The organism is Tessaracoccus sp. MC1679, from assembly GCF_014164775.1.
GTDB lineage: Bacteria > Actinomycetota > Actinomycetes > Propionibacteriales > Propionibacteriaceae > Arachnia.
The window spans coordinates 105594-127072 of record NZ_JACJGB010000005.1 but is presented as its reverse complement, the minus strand read 5'-3'; the positions used below and the strand labels follow the sequence as shown (position 1 = coordinate 127072).

Sequence of the window (21479 nt, the reverse complement as noted above, 5' to 3'; positions counted from 1 at the left end):
TGTGGGATGACCGACAGGCTTCAGAAAGCCTTCGACGCAGCCCCTCGGAGGCAGTTCCTCCCTGCGGATCAGCGCCACCTCAGTGACCTCGACGCCCCGCTGGCCATCGGCCACGGAGCCACCAACTCGCAGCCGTCCACAGTGCGCTTCATGCTCGAACTCCTGGACGCGCAGCCCGGGCAACGCGTGCTTGACGTCGGCAGCGGTTCCGGGTGGACCACCGCGCTGCTCGCGGAGCTCGTGGGCGCCGATGGGCTGGTGATCGGCGTCGACATTACCCCTGAGCTGGTGTCGATGGGCCGCACGAACCTGGGCGGCGGGCGGCCGTGGGCCCGCGTCGAGCTGGCGCAACCAAGTGTGCTGGGGTGGCCCGCCGAGGCGCCGTTCGACCGGATCCTGGTGTCGGCCGATGGGGGCCGGGTCCCCCCCGAACTCGAGGACCAGCTCGCGCCGGACGGGCGCATGGTCCTCCCGGCGGACCGGGAGATGGTGGTGGTGCACAGGCGTCCCGACGGGGCCGTCCGTCGGCGTCGGGCCAAGGGCCTGTTCAGCTTCGTTCCTCTGCGCTGACCAGTCAGGCGACGACGGCGGGCACCTGAAGGGCGATCGTGGCCACCGTCCCCTGCGTGTCGTGCCGGTTCTCGATGGTCAGCGTGCCGTGCAGGTCCTTGATCAGGGTGGAGATGATCGCCAAGCCGAGCGACGTCTGATTGCCCAGGATGAAGTCCTCAGGCAGTCCGTGGCCGGCATCGACGATCCGGATCGTCAGAGCGCCACCGACCCGCTCGGGGAGCACCTCGACGTAACCGGAAGCGCCGTCCAGGCCGTGCTCGACGGCATTCTGGCAGAGCTCGGTCACCACCATGGACAGCGAGGTGGCCATCTCCGCCGGGATCACCCCGAACGATCCACGCCGCACGGCCTTGACGATGCCGTGGGAGGCAGCCAGGTCCCCCACCATGTCCAAGATCTTGTCGCACACCTCGTCGAAGGCCACCGCCTCGCCCAGGCTGTAGCTCAGTGTCTCGTGCACCATCGCGATGGAGGACACCCTCCGCATCGCGTCGCGCAGCGCCTCCTTGCCCTCAGGTGACGACAGCCGGCGCGACTGCATTCGCAGCAGTGCGGCTACAGTCTGCAGGTTGTTCTTCACGCGGTGGTGGATCTCGCGGATGGTGGCGTCCTTGGTGACGAGCATCCGGTCGCGGCGGCGGAGGTCCGTCGTGTCACGGCAGAGCACCAGCATGCCGGCGGAGGTGTACTCGAGCCACAGCGGGAGCAGCACGAAGCGCATCGAGGCGCCACGTGACTCGACGTCGAACTCCAGCGTGAGCCGGCCGTCGAGGTCGGCGTCAACGGTCTGCCCCATCGATTCGACGCGGTCGCGCAGCTGGCGCGTCAGGTCGCGGAAGTGCTCCCCCTCGATGTCGCCGACGGCACCGAGGCGACGGAAGCCGGTCACGGCGTTGGGGCTCGCGTAGGAGATCACGCCGTCCGGCATCACCCTGAGGACGCCGTCGGCCGCGCGCGGCGCCAACGCCTTGTCCGACGGCGTGACCAGCGGGAACTCGCCGCGCATCAGCATCTGGGTGAGGATCTCAGCGGCCTCGATGAAGTTCTCCTCCAGCGCGCCGGTGGCCCGCATCCCCATCTGGTTGGTGTGGCGTTCGATGACCGCGATGGGACGGTCGTGCCGCAGCACCGGGATGGCCCACACGTCCACCGGGATCCCGGCGCCCAACTCGTTGTCGCTGGTCTCGGCGATGGCGTGCGTCATGAACGCGACCGTCACCTGATGATCGGGCTCGAACTCGATCGTCTCCCCGACGATGTCCTCCTCCAGTGCGGTCGGTCCCGTCACCGGCCGCACCTGCGCGGTGCACGAGAACACCTCGCCCTCCTCGGTGAGGGGCTTCCACAGCACCAGATCCGAAAAACTGAGGTCTGCCAGCAGATGCCACTGGGAGACGAAGGCGTCCAGCCACTCGTCGTCGGTCAGCTTTCCGAGGTCTCGCATCACGGACCCAGCTTGCCATGGATGGGCTTTAGCATGCGCGGGGGTCGATCTGGCACAATGTGGTGTCCTACAGCTACTGAAATACAAGGAGACTCTCATGGGTAAGACCGGACGCAAGCGTCGCGCTCGCCGCAAGAACAAGGCCAACCACGGCAAGCGTCCCAACACCTGAGCCGAGGCCCCGAAAACCAATAAGCCCCCGCGGATCCCTGCGGGGGCTGTTGCGTTGTCCTGTGATCAGTGGGTGCGGGTCACTCGCATCGTCTGGATCCGCGCACTCAGCGTGGCCGGCGCCTTGGCCGCCAGCTGACTGCGCTGGATCATCTCGGTGATCGTGGACTCGATCTCGAAGTTCTCCATACATCGCTCACAGGCGTGAAGGTGCAGCCGGATCAGGTCCGCGTCACCCTCGAGGAGCTCGTTGCGCAGGAACGAATGGACCTGCGAGAGCGCCTGCACGCACTCGTCCATCTCGTCGTGCTCGTGCGAGGACATGTCCGGATCCGCCATCACCGTCCCCCACTCCTGCGGCCGATGCCATTGTCACGTGCGTAATCTGCCAGCAGGTCCCGGAGCTGCGAGCGGCCCCTGTTGAGCCTGCTCATGACCGTGCCGATGGGCGTGCCCATGATCTCGGCGATCTCCTTGTAGGAGAAGCCCTCCACGTCGCTGAGCAGCACCGCCATCCGGAAGTTCTCAGGCAGCTGTGCGATGGCCTCGGCCACGGCCCCGTCCGGGGTCTGGTCCAGGGCCTCCATCTCGGCGCTGCGCAGTCCGGCCGAATCGTGCGAGGCCGCGCGGGCGAGCTGCCAGTCCGAGACCGCCTCGTCGCTGCTGGATTGTGGGGAGCGCTGCGCCTTGCGGTAGGCGTTGATGTAGGTGTTGGTCAGGATCCTGTACAGCCAGGCCTTCAGGTTGGTGCCCGGCGTGAAGGTGCGGCGCGACGCGAACGCCTTGGCGTAGGTCTCCTGGACGATGTCCTCGGCGTCGGCAGGGTTGCGGGTCATCCGCATCGCGGCGGCGTAGAGCCGGTCAACATGGCTCAGCGCTTCCTCCTCGAACGCCTCTGCTTCGGCGTCGAGGGTGTCTGCGTCCCCGGGGGCCGCGGCGAGCTCGCTGTCCATCAGAAGAGAGAATAGCGCCCCCGCGACAATCGCCTCCGCCTCAGCCACCGCAATGGCCCCCGCTGCGGGCCGGGCGCGCAGGGGCACCAGGGGCTTGACGTTCATGTAGCACCACAACGCACACCCCCGGGGGTCTATTCCCGGCGGTGCCAATCAGGTCAGTCGGGCACTGGCTCGATCAGCTGCGGGCCGTCGGTACCCACCGTGTTGACCGCCCGCGACACCTTCAGATGGGCCAGCGACGTCGGCGCCCGCAACAGCGACACCGCCGCCCGCGCGTCCGTCAGCCCTGGATCCAACCAGTGCTCCCAGGCCTCGCGAGGAACCGTCATGGGCATCCGGTCGTGCACCCAGCCGAGCTCGTCGGTGGCCTCCGTCGTGAGGATGGTGGTGGAGGTCAGCCATCCGTCGGGCCCCCTCCAGAACTCATAGAGGCCGGCCATCACCAGAAGGCCGGACGACGGACGCAGGAAGTAGGGCTGCTTGACCGGCTTGGCTGCGCCCTCGGGCGTCTCAGAGCGCCACTCGTAGTAGCCGACGGCGGGCAGCAGGCAGCGGCGGGCCGCCGCCGCCTTGCGGTAGGCCGGCTTCTCGGTGACAGTCTCCACGCGGGCGTTGATCATGGTGGAGCCCGGAGCCTTGGCCCAGCTGGGCACCAGCCCCCATCGGAGCGGCACCAGCTTGCGCGTCACCTGCCCGTCGGAGGCCCGGTCCAGGACGCCCGGCACCAGATCCGTGGGGGCGATGTTGTAGCGGGGGGCGCACACCTCCGCCATCTCGTCGGCCACGAAGGAGATCTCGAACTCCTCGACCAGCTCGTCGGGATTCGCGGTGGCCGCGTAACGTCCGCACATGCTCGAAGCCTAGTAGTAGTGTGGCCGCATGAGTCTGCTGCGATTTGTTGCCCGGAGTCTGTTCGCCAGCTACTTCATCGCCGAGGGGGTGAAGGCTGTCACCAGGCCCGCTGAGCTCGCGCCGGACGCCGAACGCTTCACCTCCGCCGTCTCGCCGCTCCTCCAGCGTGTGGTGCCGGCAGACGTCGCCTCGTACGTGCCCGAGAAGGCTGAGACGTGGGTGCGCCTCGCGGGCGTGGCTCAGATCGCCGGCGGCGCGATGTACGCCACTGGGATCGGTCGCCGTCTAGGGGCGCTGCTTCTGGCCAAGGCGTCGGTGCTCAATCTCGCCATCGCCCTGCCGGACAAGGACGCCACGAAGGTGGCCAAGGACGCCGCCCGGCCGGAGGTGCTGCGCAACGCTGCACTCCTGGGCGCCGCTGTGCTCGCCGCACAGGACACCGAGGGCAAGCCCAGCCTGTCGTGGCGGGCTGATCACGCCGCGAAGGTCACCGAGAAGAAAGCCGCCGCCCTCGGCGGTGACGTGAGCCGGTCCGCCCAGAAGGCCGCCGATCGCGCAGAGAAGCGGGCGAAGCAGCTCGCGAAGCGGGCCCGCAGGTCGGCCAAGGCGTTCAGCAAGAAGATCGAGGCCACCGTCAGCTGATGACGTACCCGCTCCCCCGTGCCCTGACCCCCGTCGAGGGGGAGGTGCTCGTGCCCGGCTCGAAGTCGGAGACCAACCGGGCCCTCGTGCTGGCCGCCCTCGCGGACGGGCCCAGCACCCTCACCGGCGCGTTGGAGTCGCGGGACTCCGCGCTGATGATCGGGGCGCTCCGGGCGCTGGGCGTGCGCGTCGAGGACCGTGGGGAGACGTTGGTCGTCTCACCTCCTCAGCGGTTCAAGGGCGCAGCGCTCATCGACTGCGGGCTCGCCGGCACTGTGATGAGATTCGTGCCGCCGTTGGCCCTGCTGGCAGAGGGCCCGTCATCCTTCGTCGGTGACCCGCACGCCAGCCAGCGCCCCATGGGCCCGCTCCTGGACGGGCTGCGGCAGTTGGGCGCGGTGATCTCCGGCGATGCCCTTCCCTTCACCCTCAGCCCCCCCGTTGAGCCGCGTTCGACGGCCAACATCGACGCCTCAGGTTCCAGCCAGTTCATCTCCGGTCTGCTGCTCGTCGGCGCCCGGCTTCCCCGCGGCCTGACGCTGAGACACACGGGAGACCGGTTGCCGTCGCGGCCGCACATCGAGATGACGGCCAGCATGCTGCGCGACGTCGGGGTGCAGGTCGTGGAGCAGGACGACCGGACCTGGCAGGTGTTCCCCGGCAGGATCGCGGCCCGCAGTCGCACCATCGAGCCGGATCTCACCAATGCCGCGGTGTTCCTCGCGGCCGCTGCGGTCACCGGAGGAAGGGTCACCGTCCCCGGCTGGCCGAGGCGCAGCCTGCAGCCGGGTGCCGTGTTCCTCGACGTGATCACGGCGATGGGTGCGACGGTCGAACGCTCCGCGGGCACCGCGACGGTCGCCGGGACGGGTCGGCTCACGGGCATCGACGTGGACCTCACCACCGCCTCCGAGCTCACCCCCGTGGTGGCGGCGCTGGGGGCGCTCGCCGAGGGCACCACCATCATCCGCGGGGTCGCCCACATCCGTGGGCACGAGACGGACCGGCTCGCGGCCCTGGTCACCGAGCTGCGCCGGTTGGGCGCCCAGGCTGAGGAGACCGAGGACGGGCTCAGGATCGTCGGCGGCGGTGAGCTTCGGCCGGCCGTGCTGCACACCTACGCCGACCATAGGATGGCGCACTTCGCCGCGCTCCTGGCCCTCACGGTGCGCGGGATCGAGGTCACGGACATCGAGTGCGTCTCCAAGACGATGCCGCACTTCGCGCGGGACTGGAACGGGCTGGTCCACGCGTGAGGCAGCGGTGAAGTCCCTGCGGGAGGACGACCACAGCGGCTTCGACCGGCCCCGCCGTCGCTCGAGGCCCCGTACCAAGGAACGGCCTGACTACTCGGAGCTCCCCGTGGCCCGTGTCATCTCCGTGGATCGCGGCCGCTACCGCTGCACCCTCAACGGCAACGACGTCACGGCGGTGCGTGGACGGCTGATCGACCGCAAGGGCGGCGTGCTCGTCGGAGACAACGTCCGGCTGGACGGGGACTCCACCGGCGAGGAGGGCACGCTGTCGCGCATCGTGGAGGTGCTGGAGCGCACCACGGTACTTCGCCGCTCGGCAGACGACGCCGACACCTTCGAACGGCCCATCGTCGCCAACGCGGATCAACTGTTCATCGTGACGGCCCTCGCGGACCCTCCCCCACGGATGGGCATGATCGACCGGATCCTGGTGGCGGCCTTCGACGCCCGCATCGCGCCTGTGCTGTGCCTCACCAAAGCGGACCTGGCCAGCCCCGTCGAGCTGCGGCACGCCTACGAGCCGTTGGGGGTCCCCATCCTGGTGACCGACCCGGAGGCAGACCTGAGCGCCGTGAGGGAGGCGCTCAAGGACCGGGTGACGGTGTTCGTCGGTCACTCCGGGGTGGGCAAGTCCACGCTGGTCAACCGCCTGATCCCCGGGGCGGGGCGGGCAACAGCGGAGGTGAGCGAGCTGACCGGCAAGGGTCGGCACACCTCCACGTCGGCCATCGCGATGGAGCTTCCAGGCGGCGGCTGGATCATCGACACCCCCGGGGTGCGCTCGTTCGGGATCAGCCACGTGCAGACCACCTCGATCCTGGGCGCCTTCCCGGACCTGGCGGAGTTCGCCGAGGACTGCCCCCGTGGCTGCAGCCACCTCACCGGCGTGATCGAGTGCGCCCTCGACGACGCGGTCGCGGCGGGGACGCTGGCCCCCGAGCGGCTCGCCTCGTTCCGCAGGATGGGCCGGGCGTTCACCTGAATCGAGCGCCCGACGCGCTAGGTTTGGCGCATGGCTGTCTCGAAGGACCTCACGGACGATCTGCGCCTGGCGCACCTCATGGCAGACGACGCGGATTCGCTGTCGATGAGCAAGTTCAAGGCTCAGGATCTGAGGTTCACCAGCAAGCCGGACAACACCCCGGTGACGGAGGCCGACACCGCCGTCGAGGAGTCCATCCGCCGCACCCTTGCCCGCACCCGCCCCCGCGATGCGGTCCACGGCGAGGAGTTCAGTGACACCGGAAAGTCGTCGCGGCGCTGGATCATCGACCCCATCGACGGCACCAAGAACTATCTGAGGGGCGTGCCGGTCTGGGCCACGCTGATCGCCCTGGAGGTGGATGGTGAGATCGCCGCCTCCGTGGTGTCGGCCCCCGCGCTGAACAGGCGGTGGTGGGCGAGCACCGGCGGCGGCGCCTACACGGGACGCTCCCTGCTCAGCTCAACCGAGCTTCGGGTGAGCCGCGTCGAAACCATCGGTGACGCGTCGCTGTCCTACTCGGACATCGCTGAATGGGTGGACACCGGCCGCGGCCAGGGCTTCATCGACCTGATGCGCAGCTCGTGGCGGACGCGGGCCTACGGCGATTTCTGGAGCTACATGCTGGTGGCCGAAGGCTCCGTGGACGTGGCGTGCGAGCCGGACCTGGAGTTGTACGACATGGCTGCGCTCGAGGTCATCGTCCGCGAGGCGGGCGGCCGGTTCAGCAACCTCGACGGCGTCGACGGCGTGGGCGGCCCGGGGGCTCTGGCCACCAACGGTCTGCTCCACCACGCCGCCATGGAGTTCCTGCGCGCTCCCGTCGCTTAGTCCACCGACTCCTGAGGAGGCCCACGTCGCGAAGCGACCCCTCGGCCCCTCCCCCTCGCTCCCTGAGGAGGCCCACGTCGCGAAGCGACCGTCGGCCGTCTCGAAGGGTCGAATCGCAACCTGACAAGCGACCCCACCCAAGGGCCAGATACAACCCTTCGAGACGAGCCCCGCCGCTCCGCGGGCGGCTCTCCTCAGGGAACGAAAGGCACGAGCCCCGCCGCTCCGCGGACGGCTCTCCTCGGGAACGAAGGCACGAGCCCCGCCGCTCCGCGGACGGCTCTCCTCGGGAACGAAGGCACGAGCCCCGCAGCTCAGTCCACCGATCCCTGAGGAGGCCTACGTCGCGAAGCGACCGTCGGCCGTCTCGAAGGGTCGAATCGCAACCTGACAAGCGACCCAGAGGCGTCAGAGGACGCGGACGCGCACCGTCTCGTCGAGCGCCTCAAGGTCCGCCAGCAGCCCGTCGTACTTCTCGCCCTGCACGTCGGTGACCACGTAGCCCAACTGGCCGCGGGTGGCCAGCGTCTGGGAACCGATGTTCATGTTGTGCGTGGCGAACAGCTGGTTCAGCCGCGCCAGGACGCCGGGCACGTTGTGGTGCAGGTGCACCACGCGCGCCGTCGACGTGGGGCCGGCCGGCACCTCGGGGAGGTTGACGCTCATCGACGTCGATCCGAGGGTCTCGTAGTCGTTGAGCTTGCCTGCGACGAAGCGGCCGATATCCACCTGGGCCTCCTGCGTCGAGCCTCCAACGTGAGGGGTGAGGATCACGTTGCTGAGTCCCTGCAGCTTGGAGACGAACGGCTCGTCCTTGGCCTTCGGCTCCGAGGGGAACACGTCGATCGCGGCGCCGGCGACGTGGCCGGAGACGAGGTTGTCGTAGAGCGCGTCAAGGTCCACCACGGCCCCGCGACACAGGTTGAGGAAGAGCGACCGTGGCCGCATGGCGGCGAACTGCTCGGCGCCGAACATGTCCTTGTTCTCCGGGCGACCGTCCACGTGCAGAGACACCGTCTCCGCCTCTCCGAGCAGCTCCTCGAGGGTATCGACGCGACGCGCATTGCCGAGCGCCAGACGGTCCACCAGGTCGTAGAAGATCACGCGCATCCCCAGCGACTCCGCCACCACAGACAGCTGGGAGCCGATGTTGCCGTACCCGATGATGCCGAGGGTACGGCCGCGCACCTCGTGCGAGCCGACTGCGGACTTGTCCCAGATCCCTGCGTGCATATCGCGGTTGCGGTCCGGGAGCCGGCGGGCCATGGAGATGATCTCGGCGATGGCCAGCTCCACGACGGAGCGCGTGTTGGAGTAGGGCGCGTTGAACACCGCGACACCATGGTCCGTGGCCGCCTCCAGGTCGATCTGGTTGGTGCCGATGCAGAAGGCGCCGATGGCGCTGAGCTGCGGCGCCGACTCGAGGGCGGCGCGCGTGACGTAGGTGCGCGATCGGATGCCGAGGTAGTCCACCCCCTTGAGGGCGGCCATCAGGTCCCGCTCGGCCAGCGCCCCGGGCCGGGAGTCGACCTCGTAGCCCTTGGCCTGGAGAGCCTTGACGGCGTCGGCGTGGATGTTCTCAAGTAGCAGTGCCTTCACGCTGGGCATTCTAGGCCCGCGCGCCCCGGTGCCCCGAACCCGTCCGCTCGCGGCGTAGGGAAGCACTGGTCAATGCTGTTCTCGGCGAGGACGTGCCGGGCGGGATGAGGTGGCACCACTCCGGCTGGTGCGTGTACTTGACGTCCATATCCAGGTGGAGGGGCGCCAGATCGCCCGATCCGGTGCGCCGCAGCCAGGACATGATTGATCAGTGGTTCCCTGAAGTCAGAGGGTCAGGGTGGCGTCCACCAGGGCCGCGGTGTAGGGGTGCCTGGGCGCGCCCAGCACATCGGCGACGGTGCCCTGCTCGACGATCCGTCCAGCGTTGACCACCACCACCCGCTCGCACAGGTGCCGCACGATAGACAGATCGTGGGAGACGAGCACCAACGTGAGCGAGCGCTCCTGGACCTCCGCGGTGAGCAGGTTCAACACCTGCGCCCGGACCGAGACGTCGAGCGCCGAGACCGGCTCGTCGGCCACCAGGAGTGACGGGTCGCTGATCAATGCCCGCGCGATGGCCACCCGCTGCCGCTGCCCGCCGGAGAGCTGGTGTGGGAAACGGTCCATCATCTCCTCCGTCAGCCCCACGCCGAGCAGCGCCCCGGCGACGACGTCCCGGGTGGGCTCCGGCACGTCGCCGCGACCGCGGAGGACGGGAGACCGCAGCGGTTCGGCCACGATGTCGCCCAGGCGCATCCTCGGGTTCAGGGAGGAGTTCGGGTCCTGGAACACCATCGACGCCGCCGACCGCAGGAAGCCACGGTCCCTCTCCTTCAACCCGACGATGGATCGGCCGTCGAACAGAACGTCGCCGTGCGACGGCGGCTGCAACCCCAGCATCAGGCGCGCCATTGTCGTCTTGCCGGATCCGGAGCCGCCGACGATGCCGATGCGCTCCCCCCGACCGACCTCGAGGTCGATGCCGTGGAGCGCGACGAACGGCTTGCCCGCCCTGCGGTAGGTGACCTCGGCGTCACGCAGCTCCACCAGGCTCATGAGGTGACTCCAGGGTAGTAGTCCTCGACGCTGGGCAGCGGCTGCCCCGGCTGCACCCGGTCTATCCTCGCCGACGCGATGAGCCCCTGCGTGTAGGGGTGACGGGGCTGGGCGATGACCTCGTCGATGGTGCCCTGCTCCACGATCTCGCCCTGCAGCATCACCGCCACCCGTTGGCACACCTGCCGCACCACAGCCAGGTCGTGCGAGACGAACACCGCGGCACGGTCCGCGAGCTGCTCGGCGAGGAGGAGCAGGATCTGGCGCTGCACCAGCACGTCGAGGGCTGTGGTGGGCTCGTCGCAGAGCACCAGGCCGGGCTGGTTGGCCAGCGCCATCGCGATCAGCGCCCGTTGCCGCTGCCCTCCGGAGAGCTCGTGAGGATAGGAGTCGGCGATGCGGTCGGGCTCGGTGATGCCGACGCGGCCCAGCCAGGTGAGCACCTCGTCGTGGATGGCGCCGCGCCGTTCGCCGTGGTGCAGCGCCACCACCTCTCCCACCTGACGACCCACCTTCATGGTGGGGTCCAGCGCCGTCATCGGTTCCTGGAAGATCATGGAGATCTCGTCGCCGCGCAGCTTCTGGAGCTCGCGCTCGGGGAGGCCCACGAGCTCGCGCCCGTCGAGCTTGATGCTGCCGGTGATCCGGGCGTGGGCTGGCAGCAGGCCCATGATGGCGAGCGCCGTCACGGACTTCCCGGAACCCGACTGGCCGATGATGCCCAGCCGCTCACGCTCGTCGACGGCGAAGCTGATCCCACGCAGCGCCGGCTGCCGGCTTCCGCCGAATTCGACGCGGAGGTCTGTGACCTCGAGGTAGCTCATCGGATCTCCCTCAGCCTCGGGTCCAGCAGGTCCCGCAGCCCGTCTCCAAGCAGGTTGAACCCCATGGTGGCCACCGCGATGGCCAGCCCTGGCCACAGCGCCAGCAGTGGGGCGTTGAAGATGTAGCCCTGCGCCTCCCGCAGCATCCGCCCCCAGGTGGGGGCCTCGGGACCTGAGCCGAGGCCGAGGTAGGACAGGCCCGCCTCGGCGAGGATCGCGATGCCGATGCTCACCGAGACCTGCACGCCGACGATCGGGGCGATGTTGGGCAGCACGTGCCGCCACGCGACGGCGAGGTGCGGGGTGCCGCTGAGCCTGGCCGCCTCCACGTAGCCCTGGCTCATCACCTGCAGCGTGGCCGCCCGCGCGATGCGCACGAATGCGGGGACGGAGGCGAGCGCGATGGCCATCATCGCGGTCCAGGTGGAGCCCCCCAGCGCCGCGGCGAAGAGGATGGCCAGCAGCAGTGCGGGGAACCCGTACAGGATGTCGGCGAGGCGCGCGGGGATCTCTCCCTGCCAGCCGCGGACCATGCCGGAGACGATGCCCAACGGCACGCCGATCCCGGCCGCCACCGCCACAGAGACGATGCCGACGAGCAGGCATATCTTGGCGCCGCTGAGGAGCCGGGAGAAGATGTCCCCACCCAGGCCGTCGGTGCCCAGCAGGTACGGCCAGCCGGGGGGCTGCAGCCCCGTGGACACCACTGCGTCGGGTGGGAACGGGGTCCAGACCAGGCCGACGGCGGCCATCACGACCACGATCCCGATGAGCACGGCCCCCAGGTAGAGCGTGCCGCGCTTCATCGGGACTCACCGCTTCGCCGTAGCCGCGGGTCGATGATCTGGTAGGCGATGTCGACGAGGAAGTTGATCACCAGCACCGCCCAGACCAGCAGCAGGACGATTGCCTGAACCACGCCGAGGTCGCGCTGCGAGACCGCCAGCAGGAGGGAGGATCCAAGCCCGGGCAGCGCGAACACCTGCTCGATGATGATCGCTCCCACCAGGAGTGTCGCGAGTTGCAGCCCGATGACGGTCAGTAGCGAGATGGCCGCGTTGCGCAGCCCGTGGCGCCACAGCGCTCCGGTGTATGACCACCCGACGGCGCGGGCCGTCCTGAAGTAGTCCTCATGGATCACCTCCAGGACCGAGCTGCGGACGTAGCGGGAGATGACGCTGGCCTGCACGATGGCCAGGGACGTGACGGGCAGGATCAGGTGCCGGATCCACTCCCCCACCGAATCCCAGTAGGAGACGTATCCGCCGGCCGGGAGCCAACGGAGTTGCACCGCGAAGAGGACCACGAGCCAGATACCGGCCCAGAAGGCGGGCACCGCGAGACCCACCTGGGAGAGGGCCGAGACCACCACCCCGTCGGCGTGGCGGCGACGCACGGCGGCATAGGCGCCCACGGGGAGCGCGATGAGGATGGCCGCCAGCATGCCGAAGAGGATCAGCCAGGCCGACACCTCCAGTCGCGACGCGATCAGCGGCGCAATGGGTCGGCGGCTGAAGTAGGACACCCCGAAGTCGAACCGCACCGCCCCCCAGAGCCACTCGAGATACCTGGTGAGGAAGGGGCGGTCGAGGCCCAGCTCGGCCCGCAGCCGCTCCGCCTCGCCGGGTGAGGCGTTGGTGCCGAGGATCACCTGGGCGATGTCGCCGGGCAGCGCGTTGGTGGCGGCGAAGATCAGCAGGGAGGCGAGCAGGAGGCTCGCGAGCAGCCACGCCACCCGCGCGGCCGCCCGGCGAAGGGCCATGGGTCAGCTCCTGGCGGCAATCGTGGTGAGATCGAAGGCGAGGCTGATCTGGTTGGCCTGGATGCCGGAGATCTCGGGGGTGGTGATGATGAGGTTGGGCAGCAGGAACAGCCAGCTTGCCGCCGCGTCGTCGGCGAGAATCCGGGCGGCCTGCCTGAGCTTGGCCACCTGCTCTTCGGGTGTGCCGGCGTCCGCCTCGGTGACGAGTTCCTGGAACTCGGGGTTGTCGTAGCCCCAGTAGTACTCGGGGTTGGCGAAGGCGCCGATGTCGCGGGGTTCGACATGGGCCACGATGGTCATGTCGTAGTCGTGCGCGGTGTAGACCAGATCCAGCCAGCGGGCGGGGAACTCCAGCTCGTCGAGCTCGACGGTGATCCCCACCTCCTGCAGCTTGGCCGCGATGTAGCGGCCGGCCGGGGGCCCGTAGGGAAGGTTCGGCACCCGCAGCCGCAGGGTGAGGCCGGTGGCGTAGCCCGCCTCTGCGAGGAGCTCGCGCGCCTTGGCCTGGTCGAAGGGGTAGGTGTCGGACAGGTCCTCGAACCAGGGGTCCGTGGGCGGCACCATGGAGCCGATCAGGGTGCCCTTGCCACCCCATGCGGCGTCGATGAGGGCCTCACGGTCGATGGCGTGGTTGATGGCCTGACGCACCTTGAGGTCCTGCAGCGCGGGGGTGCGGTGGTTGAACCCGAGCACCACCTCGCCGTCGGTGGTGCCCTCGTGGACGGTGAAGCGCTCCTCGTCGTCGAACTGGCCGATGGCCTGGGGCACCGTCAGGTTGGAGATGATGTCCAGCTGCCCGGCGAGCATCGCGGTGTTCATGGCGTTGGGGTCCGCGTAGTAGCGGAAGATGACCGATCCGAACCTGCTGGGTGTGGCCCAGTAGCTGGGGTTGGCCTTGAGCTCCACAGAGGATCCCTCCTCCCACGCCACGAACTGGAACGGGCCGGAGCCGGCGGGGGTGGTGTCCAGGTTGGCGGCGCCGGTGGGGTCCGTGACGATCCCGGCCGGGCCGGTCATCTCGTAGAGCCACTGGTTCGACGGCTGGTTGAGCGTGACCTCGACGGTGTCCTCGTCGAGGGCTTCGATGGTGTCCACTGCGGCCCACTTGCCCTTGATCTGGTCGGTGGCCGCGGCGCCCCGGTTTCGTTCGAAGCTCTCGACGACCGCCTCAGCGGTGACGTCCGTGCCGGAGGCGAAGCGGGCGCCCGAGTCGATGGTGAAGGTGTAGACCGTGTTGTCCTCGGAGGTGAGCCACTCTGAGGCGAGCAGCGGCCGGATCGTTCCCTCGCCGTCGAGCTTCACCAGGGTCTCGTAGACGTTGTAGAGGAGCACGAAGGGCGTGCCCGCGCCCGAGACGGTGATCATGTCCAGACCGGCGGGCTCACCGGTGGCCCCGATGGTGAGGGTGCGCGCCTCCTCCTCTTCCTCGACGGGCGGGCGGGTGCAGGCCCCCAGTGCCGTCGACAGCAGAAGGACCATGACGATCCCCAGGGTGCGGGCTCGGCGCATTTCTTGGGTTCCCTTCCGGCAACGGTCAACGGCTGGTTCAGTCTACCCACCGGGCACCTCTCACACCCGCGACGCTCTCCACGGGCGCAAACATGGCCGAGACGGCAGGATAGGCGCCATGGCGGAGGAGCAGGGGCACGGGTTCTCGTGGCACGACACGGGGCGCGCGCTGCAACGGGCCTCGATCAGGGCCTTCGACGTGTCGGAGCGCACCGCCAGGCGGGGGTGGCGCTCTCAGCAGCGGCGCGTGGGACGGTGGCGGTCGCGGCTGTTCATGATCCTGCAGATCTCGCTGGCCGCCGGAGCATCGTGGTGGATCGCCCGGCGTCTTCTGGACCATGAGGAACCGTTCCTCGCCACGGTGGCCGCCATCATCTGTCTGGGTTTCTCCTTCGGCCAGCGTCTGGGCCGCGTGGTCGAGGTGGCCGTTGGGGTCACCATCGGGGTGTTCGTGGGCGACGTGTTCGTGCACTACTTCGGCACCGGCGTCTGGCAGATCATCCTGGTGGTGGCCGTAGCGATGTCCATCACCACCTGGCTGGGGGCGCGCACCCTGATGGTGACGCAGTCGGCGGTCCAGGCGGCGGCGGTCCTCACGGTGCTCCCCGGCGTCGACGCCGGCATCTCCCGGTGGCAGGACGCTCTGGTGGGATGCGCCGTGGCGCTCCTGTTCGCCACGGTGGCGCCCACCTCACCGATCGATCGTCCGAGGATGATCGCGGCCAAGGTGCTCCACGAGGCGGCCATCACGGTGCGCGCGATGGTGGGCGCCCTGCAGAGGCACGACGTCGACGCGGCGGAGCAGCTTCTGACCCGGGCACGCGCCACGGAGGGTGAGCTGTCCGCGCTGCTTGCCGCGTCGTCGGAGGGCATGGCCGTGGTCCGCACCTCACCCTTCCTCCGACGGCATCGTGACGCCGCGCTGCAGGTGGCGGACCTCGTCGTCCCGCTGGACCGGTTCATCCGCAACCTGCGGGTGCTGGCGCGCCGGTGTGCGGTGGCCGCGCACCGGGGTGAGACAGTGCCGGAGGAATACCTGGAGCTCTTGGCCGAGTTCGCGCAGGTGATCGACGAGTGTGCGGCCGAGCTGTTCGCCCGCAGGCTCCCCACAGCCAAGCTGGACGCGCTGCGCGAGCTGGCCGAGCGGTCGGCCCACGTGCCGATCCTGCCGAAGCTCTCCTCCACCGTGGTGCTGGCCCAGGTCCGCTCGATGCTGGTGGACCTGTTGGAGCTGTGCGGGGAGGACTACACCGACGCCAGGGACGCCGTCCCTGACATGGACTGACGCAGCCCTCGACTCAGTTCCCGCGGGCCTCCAGGACCGGCTTGACCAACACGCCGGCCGACTCGTCGTCCACCCCTGTCATCTGCGCCAAGGCCTTCTCGAAGACCAGCCGGGCCAGTTCATCCACGGGCTGCCGGAGGCTGGGGATTCCGATGGCCCGCGCCACCGGGCTGTCGTCGAAGCCCACCACATGCGTCCGGGTGACGCCCTGGTTCGCGAGGAAGGCCCCCAGCGCCAACGCGTCTGAGGCGCAGACGGCGGCCGTCGCGCCGCGGGTCAGAAGCTCGGCCATGCCCGCGCCTCCCGCGTCGACCGAATCCTCGCCCTCGACGGTGAGCTGACGGGCGTCGTCGTCGCTCAACGCCATGGCAGCCTGCCAGCCGGCGTGGCGATCGGCCCCCACCGGCGACCCGTCGGACCAGCCGATGAATCCGATCCGCTCGTGCCCGCGGGCCTGCAGGAAGCGCACGGCCTCCCCCGCCCCGGCGCGACCGTCGACGTCCACCCACTGGCCGTGGTCCTCTGCGCCCCACGGCCGCCCGAACGCCACGAAGGCCACACCCGCTTCGGCCAGGCAGGCGGGGCGATCGTCGCCCGTCCAGGTGTCGGTGAGAATCCCCCCGTCGATCGCGAGGGTGGCGCGCAACTCCACAAGCCGCTCCACCTCCTCGTCCCTGGAGTCGGCGGGGAATACGACGACGCGGTAGCCGCGCTCGTCCGCCACCGTGACGAGCGCGCGCAGGAAGTCGTCCATGAAGGCACCGGAGATGCCGTTGCGGGGCGGGCTGAGCCGGATGCCCACCGCCATGGCGCGTTGGTTGCGAAGCGCTCGCGCCGCGGCGGAGGGCCGGTAGCCGGAGTTGTCGATCGCGGCCTGGACCCGGGCCCTGGTTTCGGCCCTGACTCTGTCAGGGAAGTTGATGACGTTCGAGATGGTCTGGCGTGAGACCCTCAGCTCCGCGGCCAGGCTGGCGAGCGTCGGCTTCTTCATTGGGCCTCCGTTGATCGTTCAAGGTGCCGCCATGCTCCAACCCCCGCCGCTCGGGTGTCAACGACAACGACCGAATCGTTACCGTTCTGACACCCACCGACGATGCCATCAGGCACCTGGTCCTGCCACCCCACACTCGCAGTGACCGTCACGCACTGCTGGCCGAGAAGGTGGCGATCAACCGTTGGCTGAGGTGCCGCGAAGGAACTGGAACCCTTCCCGTTGGCTGAGGAGCCGCGCAGCGGCTCGAGCCCTCCCCGACGGCTGAGGTGCCGCGAAGCGGGCTCGAGCCCTCCCCGACGGCTGAGGAGCCGCCGATCGGCGGCGAGGGCATTCACCGTTGGCTGAGGTGCCGCGCAGCGGCCTCGAAGCCTAAGAAACGCTAGCTGGCAAGCCAACTCACCCGACGCATCGAGGCCTCGACACCGTCGCCGCCCCCCCAGCAACCACCAGAAAAACTTCTCAAAGAATTTCTGCCCGGCGCCCCTGCTGGGAGCCAAAAATGTCAGTGGTCGGACATAGCGTGGAACCCATGAAGGACAAGGCGCGTGAGATCGCGGAGCAGTTGCGCTCCGCCGACGAGTTGCGTCGTTTCGCCGAGGCCCAGATCCTGACCCTGCTGTGTGATCTGGCGGACCACTACGAGGTGGACTACGACCAGGTGCTGGAGGTGCTCGCTGAGCGCAGGGTGGTGGTCGGGGGTATCGGGACCCCGGCGGTGTCGGAGTTCATCGGCTTGGAGCTGGCCGGGTTGCTGCGCTGCCCACCGATCGTGGCTGCCTCGAAGCTGGCTGATGCTTTGAGCTTGAAGCATCGTCACCCGCGGCTGTATGGGGCGGTGCAGGAGGGCCGGATCGAGGCGGCCAGGGCCTGTAAGGCGGCCGACCTGTGCCGCGAGCTACCCGCCGAGGGGGCCGACGCCGTCACCTGAGGCAACTGGAGAGGGGACGGCCCTCGCCCGCGTCGCGAAGCAACCGCAGGACGTCTCCAAGGATCGAGAACCCGCGGCCAAACGCAAGGGTGAGGGACGGCAGGGCGGCACCGCGCCGCGGTGCCCAACCCGACGATCACCCCGCTGGCATCCCGCTCAAGCAGACCCAACCCCAACGCCGCCCTTCCGGCCCGCACCCGGACAAGACCACGCCACAGGCACGACGAGTGCGGGGAGACGGGAGACGATGCCCGGTCGGCCTCAACCACCCGACCACGGTGTGACCAGTAGCCCACAACCAGACTCTGGATCACGGCCGACCGGGCATCGTCTCCCGGCTCACCGCACCCGACCACCAGATCCCGTGAAGGTGGTAGTCACGACCCTTCGAGACGGGCCACGCCGCTCCGCGGGCGGCCCTCCTCAGGGACCGGGAAAGGACCGGCCACTAGAAAAGCTGGAGCTCGCCGTCCACCTCCACACCGACGCCCTCGGCCACCTCACCGGCACCGCCCGCACCTGGCGCGCCGACCAACCCAGACCAAAGCCAGCTCCACTGGTCCAGCCCACTGGGCTACCGCTATGAAGTCACCCCCACCGGCACCCGCATGCTCGCCTAACGGCGGGACGACTCGCTCGGCCACGAGCAACCACCAGCACGGCGACGGGGACCACCCGTCGCGTACTTCACACGCCCAGAACCCGCCAGGTGGCGGTGGTGGCCAGGATCATGACCGCTGGGACGATCGGCCACCATTTCCCCAGGCCTCTCCAGGCCAGCCACGCAGGGATCCCAAGACTGCTGGCGATTCCCATGCCCAGAAGGAGCAGATATCCGAGCCGCGGCGCAGTGTCCCGCGGGCGCCCGAGCCCTGTCAGCTCCAGCCTGATGGCCAGTAGGCATGCCGCGACGATTGCCGCGCCCAGCAGAGCTGAGCCGATTGCCGCCACAGCCCACGCGTGACGTCGTGCAGGCGCCATCACCGCTGAATCGTCCATTGCCTTCTCACAAGGCAGCAGCCTACGCACGTGAGTCAGTGCATACCTCGGTTCGTCGGGCGAGACGACCGTCTCCCGATAGGCATCGCGGCCCGGATGAGCCGACGGCGCTGCGGGCGGGTAGTGGCTGCCCTTCCGCATCGGAGGAGCTTCCACGAGCCGCTAGCGTTGAGCCATGACCGGAACCGACCCAGCAGAAGCCGAGTTTCGCCGCCGATTCGAGCAGGCGGTCTCGGGAACCGAGCTGGCCGACCTACGACGGCTCGCCACGGTCCTGACCAGCGATCTCGCCACGCCTGTGCGCCCAGAACTCCGGCGGCCGCCGCTCGCGGGGCCCATGATCTATCACGTCCGCGCCGAGCTTCGCGATTCGAACCCGCCGATCTGGCGAACCATCGCGCTCCGCTCAGATCTGCCTCTTGAGATGGTCCATCACACGCTGCAGATGGCGTTTGTGTGGAGTGGCGCCCACCTGTATCGGTTCTCGCTCGGCGGCGATCCTTTCGATCGCTCGGCCCAGATCTTCCTGTGCGAGTTCGACGTCGAGGAGGAGGATCCGGCCGACGGCGAATCCGCGGCCGCCGCCGACGTCAGGTTGGACGAGGTCCTCCAGCAGCCCGGCGACGTCCTGAACTACGTCTACGACTACGGCGACCACTGGGACATCACCCTCCGCCTGGAGCAGGTTCTGCCGATGCTGCCGGGCGATGCCCCCGCGCTGGTGGTCGACGGTGCGCGAGCAGCCCCGCCCGAGGACTGCGGCGGGCTGCGCGACGCTGAATCGCTGGCCGAGTTCCTCTACGACCCCGAACTCTTCGACGCCGCCGAACTCAACGCCTGGCTGCTCGATCCCGGATTCAGGGCCACGATGACCTCGCTGCCGCACCGATTGGTGATCATGCTGATGAGCTTGTCGCACGACGAGGCGGCGCTTCAATTGCTCGAACGCCTCATCGATCTGCCGGAGATAGACGACGACCCGGTCCCGGTCGAGGCGTTGGCCCCGATCCAGTGGTTCCTCGACGCCGCGGCGGGCAACGGGTTGGAGATGACGAGCGCCGGCTACCTGAAGCCGGCGCGCGTCTCGGAGGCCGCGGCCATGCTTCCCGGCATGAGTGGATGGATCGGTGCGGTGAACCGGGAGGGATCGGCCCTCCCCCTGTTGCGCTTCCGTCTCACGCTGCAGCGCCTGGGGCTGCTAAGGGTGTACAACGGCAGGCTGAAGTCCACGAGGCTGGGGAAGAAGCTTCAGAAGGACCCGGCCGCACTGTGGGCGGGCCTGGCGGGACTGGTCATCCCGTCGGCCGAGGGCTTCGAACGCGACGCGGCCCTCCTCATGTTGGCCTACGCGGCCACCGATGAGAGGGGCGCCGTCCCCGCCGATGAGGTGGCCTCGATGCTGACCCGGCTGGGCTGGCAGCTCGGCGACCATGGACCAATCCTGGGCCACCACCTCTACCAGGAGCTCTCACCGGTGCTGCAGAACCTGGGTGACTCCCCCACGCTCCGTCAGCGCATTTCGGGCCTGGCGACGGGACCCTCAGGTTCCCGGCTCGCCAGGGCGGCCCTCATGGCCGACGGGCGCAAGGAGTGACCCGCCGGGCTCAGTAGCGCAGGATCGCGGCCAACTCGCTGTCCGCCACCACCTCCTGCGACGTGGCGTGGACCATGCCCCCGTACGCGAGCGTGTGCCTGGCCGCGGACTCCACCTCCTCGCACACGGCGAAGCGGTCGTCGGTCCCGAGACGGACGACGGGAGGGTCGCCGCCGTCCTCGACCCGCTCCCAGCACCACGGATCCGAGCGGATGAACAGCGTCTCGACGCGGCCCTGCTCCGCAGCGTCGCTCACGGCATCCACATCGCTGGACACCTGGCCGCCGGTGCCCTGCAGGTCGTGGAAGCGCGAAATGAGCCGGGTCCGGTCGGCTCGAAGTCGGCCCTCGACCAGTGGCCACGCCACCTGGTGCAGCTCGTCGACCGACAGCTCGTCGGGGCTGCGGAGCACGGCCTCGTCAAGCACCTCGGCATAGGTGTTGAGTTCCCGATAGGCCGACACGTTCTGCTCCAGGCCCACGAGCACCAGCGGGGCCGTCTGGCCGGCGAGCACCTCGCGGAGGCCGGCCTCCACCTCGCGGAAGAACCGGATCACGTCGTCCTTCTTCGCCTCGTCCGCGCCGACGCCGTGGCCGTAGAAGACGGCCCTGCCGCCGCGACCGGCGGTCAGAGACCGGGCCATGGAGTCTGAGCGTCCGCTGGGCTCTACGACGTCTGCCAGGCTCGTGGGCACGTCGTCGAGCTCGATCTGACGCACGGGGTGGCGGCTGCCGTCCATGAGCCTCACGGAGCCCTGGCTGATGGCCAGCAGCAGGAAGTGCGCGTCGCCCGAGAGGAGCCGCATGAGCGGGCCGGTCACGAAATGCTCACCGACTGCGGCGAGGGTGGGCAGGGATGCGGGGATGCGGACCATCTGGGAACCGGCCGGGGTGAGGAACATCGCCAGGCCGTCGCTCATGTACTGCCAAGGCAGATTGTTGTTGAGCAGTTCGCGCGCTGGGGCCAGGAGCGCCTCCACATCCGGCCGACGCATCTCCTGGAGCAGCACGGACTCTGCCCCCTGCACGAGGTTCTTCCACTGCAGCTGATCGGCCTGGATTCCACTGCCGAAGCGGTGGGTGGGCAGCATCAACGACACGTGGATTCCGTCGGCCTCGGATGCGGCGAGCGACTGGATGTCCGAGCGGTTGAGTAGGTCCATGGATCCTCCTGAAGTCGGGATTCTTCCAGCCTACGACCATCGCCGAGGCTCCGTTCCGCCCTTGCCAAGTTCACCAGCGTGGGCCCGCGGACGCCCTCCATCCGTCCTCGCGAGCCC

The 21479-nt window shown here is 69.1% G+C and carries 22 protein-coding genes; 9 read left to right on the top strand and 13 right to left on the bottom strand.

What is annotated here, in order from left to right:
- Nucleotides 1–6 precede the first annotated feature (6 nt).
- Nucleotides 7–570, top strand: coding sequence for a protein-L-isoaspartate O-methyltransferase (locus H5398_RS09495; RefSeq protein ID WP_182799834.1), 564 nt, complete (start codon nucleotides 7–9; stop codon nucleotides 568–570).
- A gap of 4 nt (nucleotides 571–574) precedes the next feature.
- Here H5398_RS09495 and H5398_RS09490 read toward each other — a convergent pair whose 3' ends face one another.
- Nucleotides 575–2017: a sensor histidine kinase gene (locus H5398_RS09490; RefSeq protein WP_182799987.1), complete on the bottom strand. Its 1443-nt coding sequence runs from the start codon at nucleotides 2015–2017 to the stop codon at nucleotides 575–577.
- A gap of 97 nt (nucleotides 2018–2114) precedes the next feature.
- Between H5398_RS09490 and H5398_RS17795 the strand changes: the two genes are divergently transcribed.
- Nucleotides 2115–2189: a 50S ribosomal protein bL37 gene (locus H5398_RS17795; RefSeq protein WP_370585812.1), complete on the top strand. Its 75-nt coding sequence runs from the start codon at nucleotides 2115–2117 to the stop codon at nucleotides 2187–2189.
- A 65-nt stretch (nucleotides 2190–2254) separates the two neighbouring features.
- Here the strand turns inward: H5398_RS17795 and H5398_RS09485 are convergent, their stop codons facing one another.
- The 3 genes from H5398_RS09485 to H5398_RS09475 form a co-directional block, all read right to left on the bottom strand.
- Nucleotides 2255–2512, bottom strand: coding sequence for a mycothiol system anti-sigma-R factor (locus H5398_RS09485; RefSeq protein ID WP_182784157.1), 258 nt, complete (start codon nucleotides 2510–2512; stop codon nucleotides 2255–2257).
- 14 nt (nucleotides 2513–2526) lie between these two features.
- A complete protein-coding gene (locus tag H5398_RS09480) occupies nucleotides 2527–3141 on the bottom strand; it encodes a sigma-70 family RNA polymerase sigma factor (RefSeq protein ID WP_182784363.1) in 615 nt (204 codons plus the stop codon).
- Nucleotides 3142–3299: 158 nt separating this feature from the next.
- The gene (locus H5398_RS09475) at nucleotides 3300–3995 is read right to left on the bottom strand and encodes an SOS response-associated peptidase (RefSeq protein WP_182799833.1); all 696 of its coding nucleotides are present in this window, start codon (nucleotides 3993–3995) and stop codon (nucleotides 3300–3302) included.
- 28 nt (nucleotides 3996–4023) lie between these two features.
- On the opposite strand from H5398_RS09475, the gene H5398_RS09470 reads away from it, so the two are divergent.
- Genes H5398_RS09470 through H5398_RS09455 form a run of 4 tightly spaced genes read left to right on the top strand, consistent with a single transcriptional unit; the run spans nucleotide 4024 to nucleotide 7707 of the window.
- Nucleotides 4024–4638: a DoxX family membrane protein gene (locus tag H5398_RS09470; protein ID WP_182799832.1), complete on the top strand. Its 615-nt coding sequence runs from the start codon at nucleotides 4024–4026 to the stop codon at nucleotides 4636–4638.
- Entirely contained in the window at nucleotides 4638–5894 is a 1257-nt protein-coding gene (gene aroA, locus H5398_RS09465; RefSeq protein WP_182799831.1) for a 3-phosphoshikimate 1-carboxyvinyltransferase, read from the top strand. The genes H5398_RS09470 and aroA overlap by 1 nt, the downstream gene beginning before the upstream one ends.
- A 7-nt stretch (nucleotides 5895–5901) precedes the next feature.
- Nucleotides 5902–6876: a ribosome small subunit-dependent GTPase A gene (gene rsgA / locus H5398_RS09460; protein ID WP_182799830.1), complete on the top strand. Its 975-nt coding sequence runs from the start codon at nucleotides 5902–5904 to the stop codon at nucleotides 6874–6876.
- 30 nt (nucleotides 6877–6906) lie between these two features.
- On the top strand, nucleotides 6907–7707 hold the full coding sequence (locus H5398_RS09455; protein WP_182799829.1) for an inositol monophosphatase family protein: 801 nt from the start codon (nucleotides 6907–6909) through the stop codon (nucleotides 7705–7707).
- A gap of 408 nt (nucleotides 7708–8115) precedes the next feature.
- Here H5398_RS09455 and serA read toward each other — a convergent pair whose 3' ends face one another.
- The 6 genes from serA to H5398_RS09425 form a co-directional block, all read right to left on the bottom strand.
- Nucleotides 8116–9306 (bottom strand): phosphoglycerate dehydrogenase, encoded by a 1191-nt coding sequence (serA, locus tag H5398_RS09450; RefSeq protein ID WP_182799828.1) that lies wholly within the window; start codon nucleotides 9304–9306, stop codon nucleotides 8116–8118.
- A 225-nt stretch (nucleotides 9307–9531) separates the two neighbouring features.
- Nucleotides 9532–10305 carry an ABC transporter ATP-binding protein gene (locus tag H5398_RS09445; protein ID WP_182799827.1) on the bottom strand — a complete coding sequence of 258 codons (774 nt, stop codon included), beginning with the start codon at nucleotides 10303–10305 and terminating at the stop codon, nucleotides 9532–9534.
- Complete coding sequence (locus H5398_RS09440; protein ID WP_182799826.1) at nucleotides 10302–11129, bottom strand: ABC transporter ATP-binding protein; 828 nt, start codon at nucleotides 11127–11129, stop codon at nucleotides 10302–10304. The genes H5398_RS09445 and H5398_RS09440 overlap by 4 nt, the downstream gene beginning before the upstream one ends.
- Nucleotides 11126–11935, bottom strand: coding sequence for an ABC transporter permease (locus H5398_RS09435; RefSeq protein ID WP_182799825.1), 810 nt, complete (start codon nucleotides 11933–11935; stop codon nucleotides 11126–11128). Before H5398_RS09435 ends, H5398_RS09440 begins: the two co-directional genes overlap by 4 nt.
- On the bottom strand, nucleotides 11932–12891 hold the full coding sequence (locus H5398_RS09430; RefSeq protein ID WP_182799824.1) for an ABC transporter permease: 960 nt from the start codon (nucleotides 12889–12891) through the stop codon (nucleotides 11932–11934). The genes H5398_RS09435 and H5398_RS09430 overlap by 4 nt, the downstream gene beginning before the upstream one ends.
- A 3-nt stretch (nucleotides 12892–12894) precedes the next feature.
- Nucleotides 12895–14400, bottom strand: a complete 1506-nt coding sequence (locus tag H5398_RS09425) for an ABC transporter substrate-binding protein (RefSeq protein WP_220489303.1) — start codon at nucleotides 14398–14400, stop codon at nucleotides 12895–12897.
- A 118-nt stretch (nucleotides 14401–14518) separates the two neighbouring features.
- On the opposite strand from H5398_RS09425, the gene H5398_RS09420 reads away from it, so the two are divergent.
- Nucleotides 14519–15685: an aromatic acid exporter family protein gene (locus tag H5398_RS09420; protein WP_182799823.1), complete on the top strand. Its 1167-nt coding sequence runs from the start codon at nucleotides 14519–14521 to the stop codon at nucleotides 15683–15685.
- Nucleotides 15686–15698: 13 nt separating this feature from the next.
- Here H5398_RS09420 and H5398_RS09415 read toward each other — a convergent pair whose 3' ends face one another.
- Nucleotides 15699–16676, bottom strand: coding sequence for a LacI family DNA-binding transcriptional regulator (locus tag H5398_RS09415; protein WP_182799822.1), 978 nt, complete (start codon nucleotides 16674–16676; stop codon nucleotides 15699–15701).
- A 532-nt stretch (nucleotides 16677–17208) separates the two neighbouring features.
- Between H5398_RS09415 and H5398_RS09410 the strand changes: the two genes are divergently transcribed.
- Nucleotides 17209–17607 carry a hypothetical protein gene (locus tag H5398_RS09410; protein WP_182799821.1) on the top strand — a complete coding sequence of 133 codons (399 nt, stop codon included), beginning with the start codon at nucleotides 17209–17211 and terminating at the stop codon, nucleotides 17605–17607.
- Between the two features lie 687 nt (nucleotides 17608–18294).
- Here H5398_RS09410 and H5398_RS09405 read toward each other — a convergent pair.
- Nucleotides 18295–18606 carry a hypothetical protein gene (locus H5398_RS09405; protein WP_182799820.1) on the bottom strand — a complete coding sequence of 104 codons (312 nt, stop codon included), beginning with the start codon at nucleotides 18604–18606 and terminating at the stop codon, nucleotides 18295–18297.
- Nucleotides 18607–18781: 175 nt separating this feature from the next.
- Between H5398_RS09405 and H5398_RS09400 the strand changes: the two genes are divergently transcribed.
- Nucleotides 18782–20200, top strand: a complete 1419-nt coding sequence (locus tag H5398_RS09400) for a plasmid pRiA4b ORF-3 family protein (RefSeq protein ID WP_182799819.1) — start codon at nucleotides 18782–18784, stop codon at nucleotides 20198–20200.
- Nucleotides 20201–20210: 10 nt separating this feature from the next.
- On the opposite strand, the gene H5398_RS09395 is transcribed toward H5398_RS09400, so the two are convergent.
- Nucleotides 20211–21362, bottom strand: coding sequence for a hypothetical protein (locus tag H5398_RS09395; protein ID WP_182799818.1), 1152 nt, complete (start codon nucleotides 21360–21362; stop codon nucleotides 20211–20213).
- Nucleotides 21363–21479 lie beyond the last annotated feature (117 nt).

Coding starts and splice junctions, on each gene's coding strand:
- H5398_RS09495 (WP_182799834.1), top strand. CDS start 7: ATGACCGACAGGCTTCAGAAAGCCTTCGACGCAGCCCCTCGGAGGCAG.
- H5398_RS09490 (WP_182799987.1), bottom strand. CDS start 2,017: ATGCGAGACCTCGGAAAGCTGACCGACGACGAGTGGCTGGACGCCTTC.
- H5398_RS09485 (WP_182784157.1), bottom strand. CDS start 2,512: ATGTCCTCGCACGAGCACGACGAGATGGACGAGTGCGTGCAGGCGCTC.
- H5398_RS09480 (WP_182784363.1), bottom strand. CDS start 3,141: ATGGACAGCGAGCTCGCCGCGGCCCCCGGGGACGCAGACACCCTCGAC.
- H5398_RS09475 (WP_182799833.1), bottom strand. CDS start 3,995: ATGTGCGGACGTTACGCGGCCACCGCGAATCCCGACGAGCTGGTCGAG.
- H5398_RS09470 (WP_182799832.1), top strand. CDS start 4,024: ATGAGTCTGCTGCGATTTGTTGCCCGGAGTCTGTTCGCCAGCTACTTC.
- aroA (WP_182799831.1), top strand. CDS start 4,638: ATGACGTACCCGCTCCCCCGTGCCCTGACCCCCGTCGAGGGGGAGGTG.
- H5398_RS09455 (WP_182799829.1), top strand. CDS start 6,907: ATGGCTGTCTCGAAGGACCTCACGGACGATCTGCGCCTGGCGCACCTC.
- H5398_RS09445 (WP_182799827.1), bottom strand. CDS start 10,305: ATGAGCCTGGTGGAGCTGCGTGACGCCGAGGTCACCTACCGCAGGGCG.
- H5398_RS09440 (WP_182799826.1), bottom strand. CDS start 11,129: ATGAGCTACCTCGAGGTCACAGACCTCCGCGTCGAATTCGGCGGAAGC.
- H5398_RS09435 (WP_182799825.1), bottom strand. CDS start 11,935: ATGAAGCGCGGCACGCTCTACCTGGGGGCCGTGCTCATCGGGATCGTG.
- H5398_RS09430 (WP_182799824.1), bottom strand. CDS start 12,891: ATGGCCCTTCGCCGGGCGGCCGCGCGGGTGGCGTGGCTGCTCGCGAGC.
- H5398_RS09425 (WP_220489303.1), bottom strand. CDS start 14,400: ATGCGCCGAGCCCGCACCCTGGGGATCGTCATGGTCCTTCTGCTGTCG.
- H5398_RS09420 (WP_182799823.1), top strand. CDS start 14,519: ATGGCGGAGGAGCAGGGGCACGGGTTCTCGTGGCACGACACGGGGCGC.
- H5398_RS09415 (WP_182799822.1), bottom strand. CDS start 16,676: ATGAAGAAGCCGACGCTCGCCAGCCTGGCCGCGGAGCTGAGGGTCTCA.
- H5398_RS09410 (WP_182799821.1), top strand. CDS start 17,209: ATGAAGGACAAGGCGCGTGAGATCGCGGAGCAGTTGCGCTCCGCCGAC.
- H5398_RS09405 (WP_182799820.1), bottom strand. CDS start 18,606: ATGGACGATTCAGCGGTGATGGCGCCTGCACGACGTCACGCGTGGGCT.
- H5398_RS09400 (WP_182799819.1), top strand. CDS start 18,782: ATGACCGGAACCGACCCAGCAGAAGCCGAGTTTCGCCGCCGATTCGAG.
- H5398_RS09395 (WP_182799818.1), bottom strand. CDS start 21,362: ATGGACCTACTCAACCGCTCGGACATCCAGTCGCTCGCCGCATCCGAG.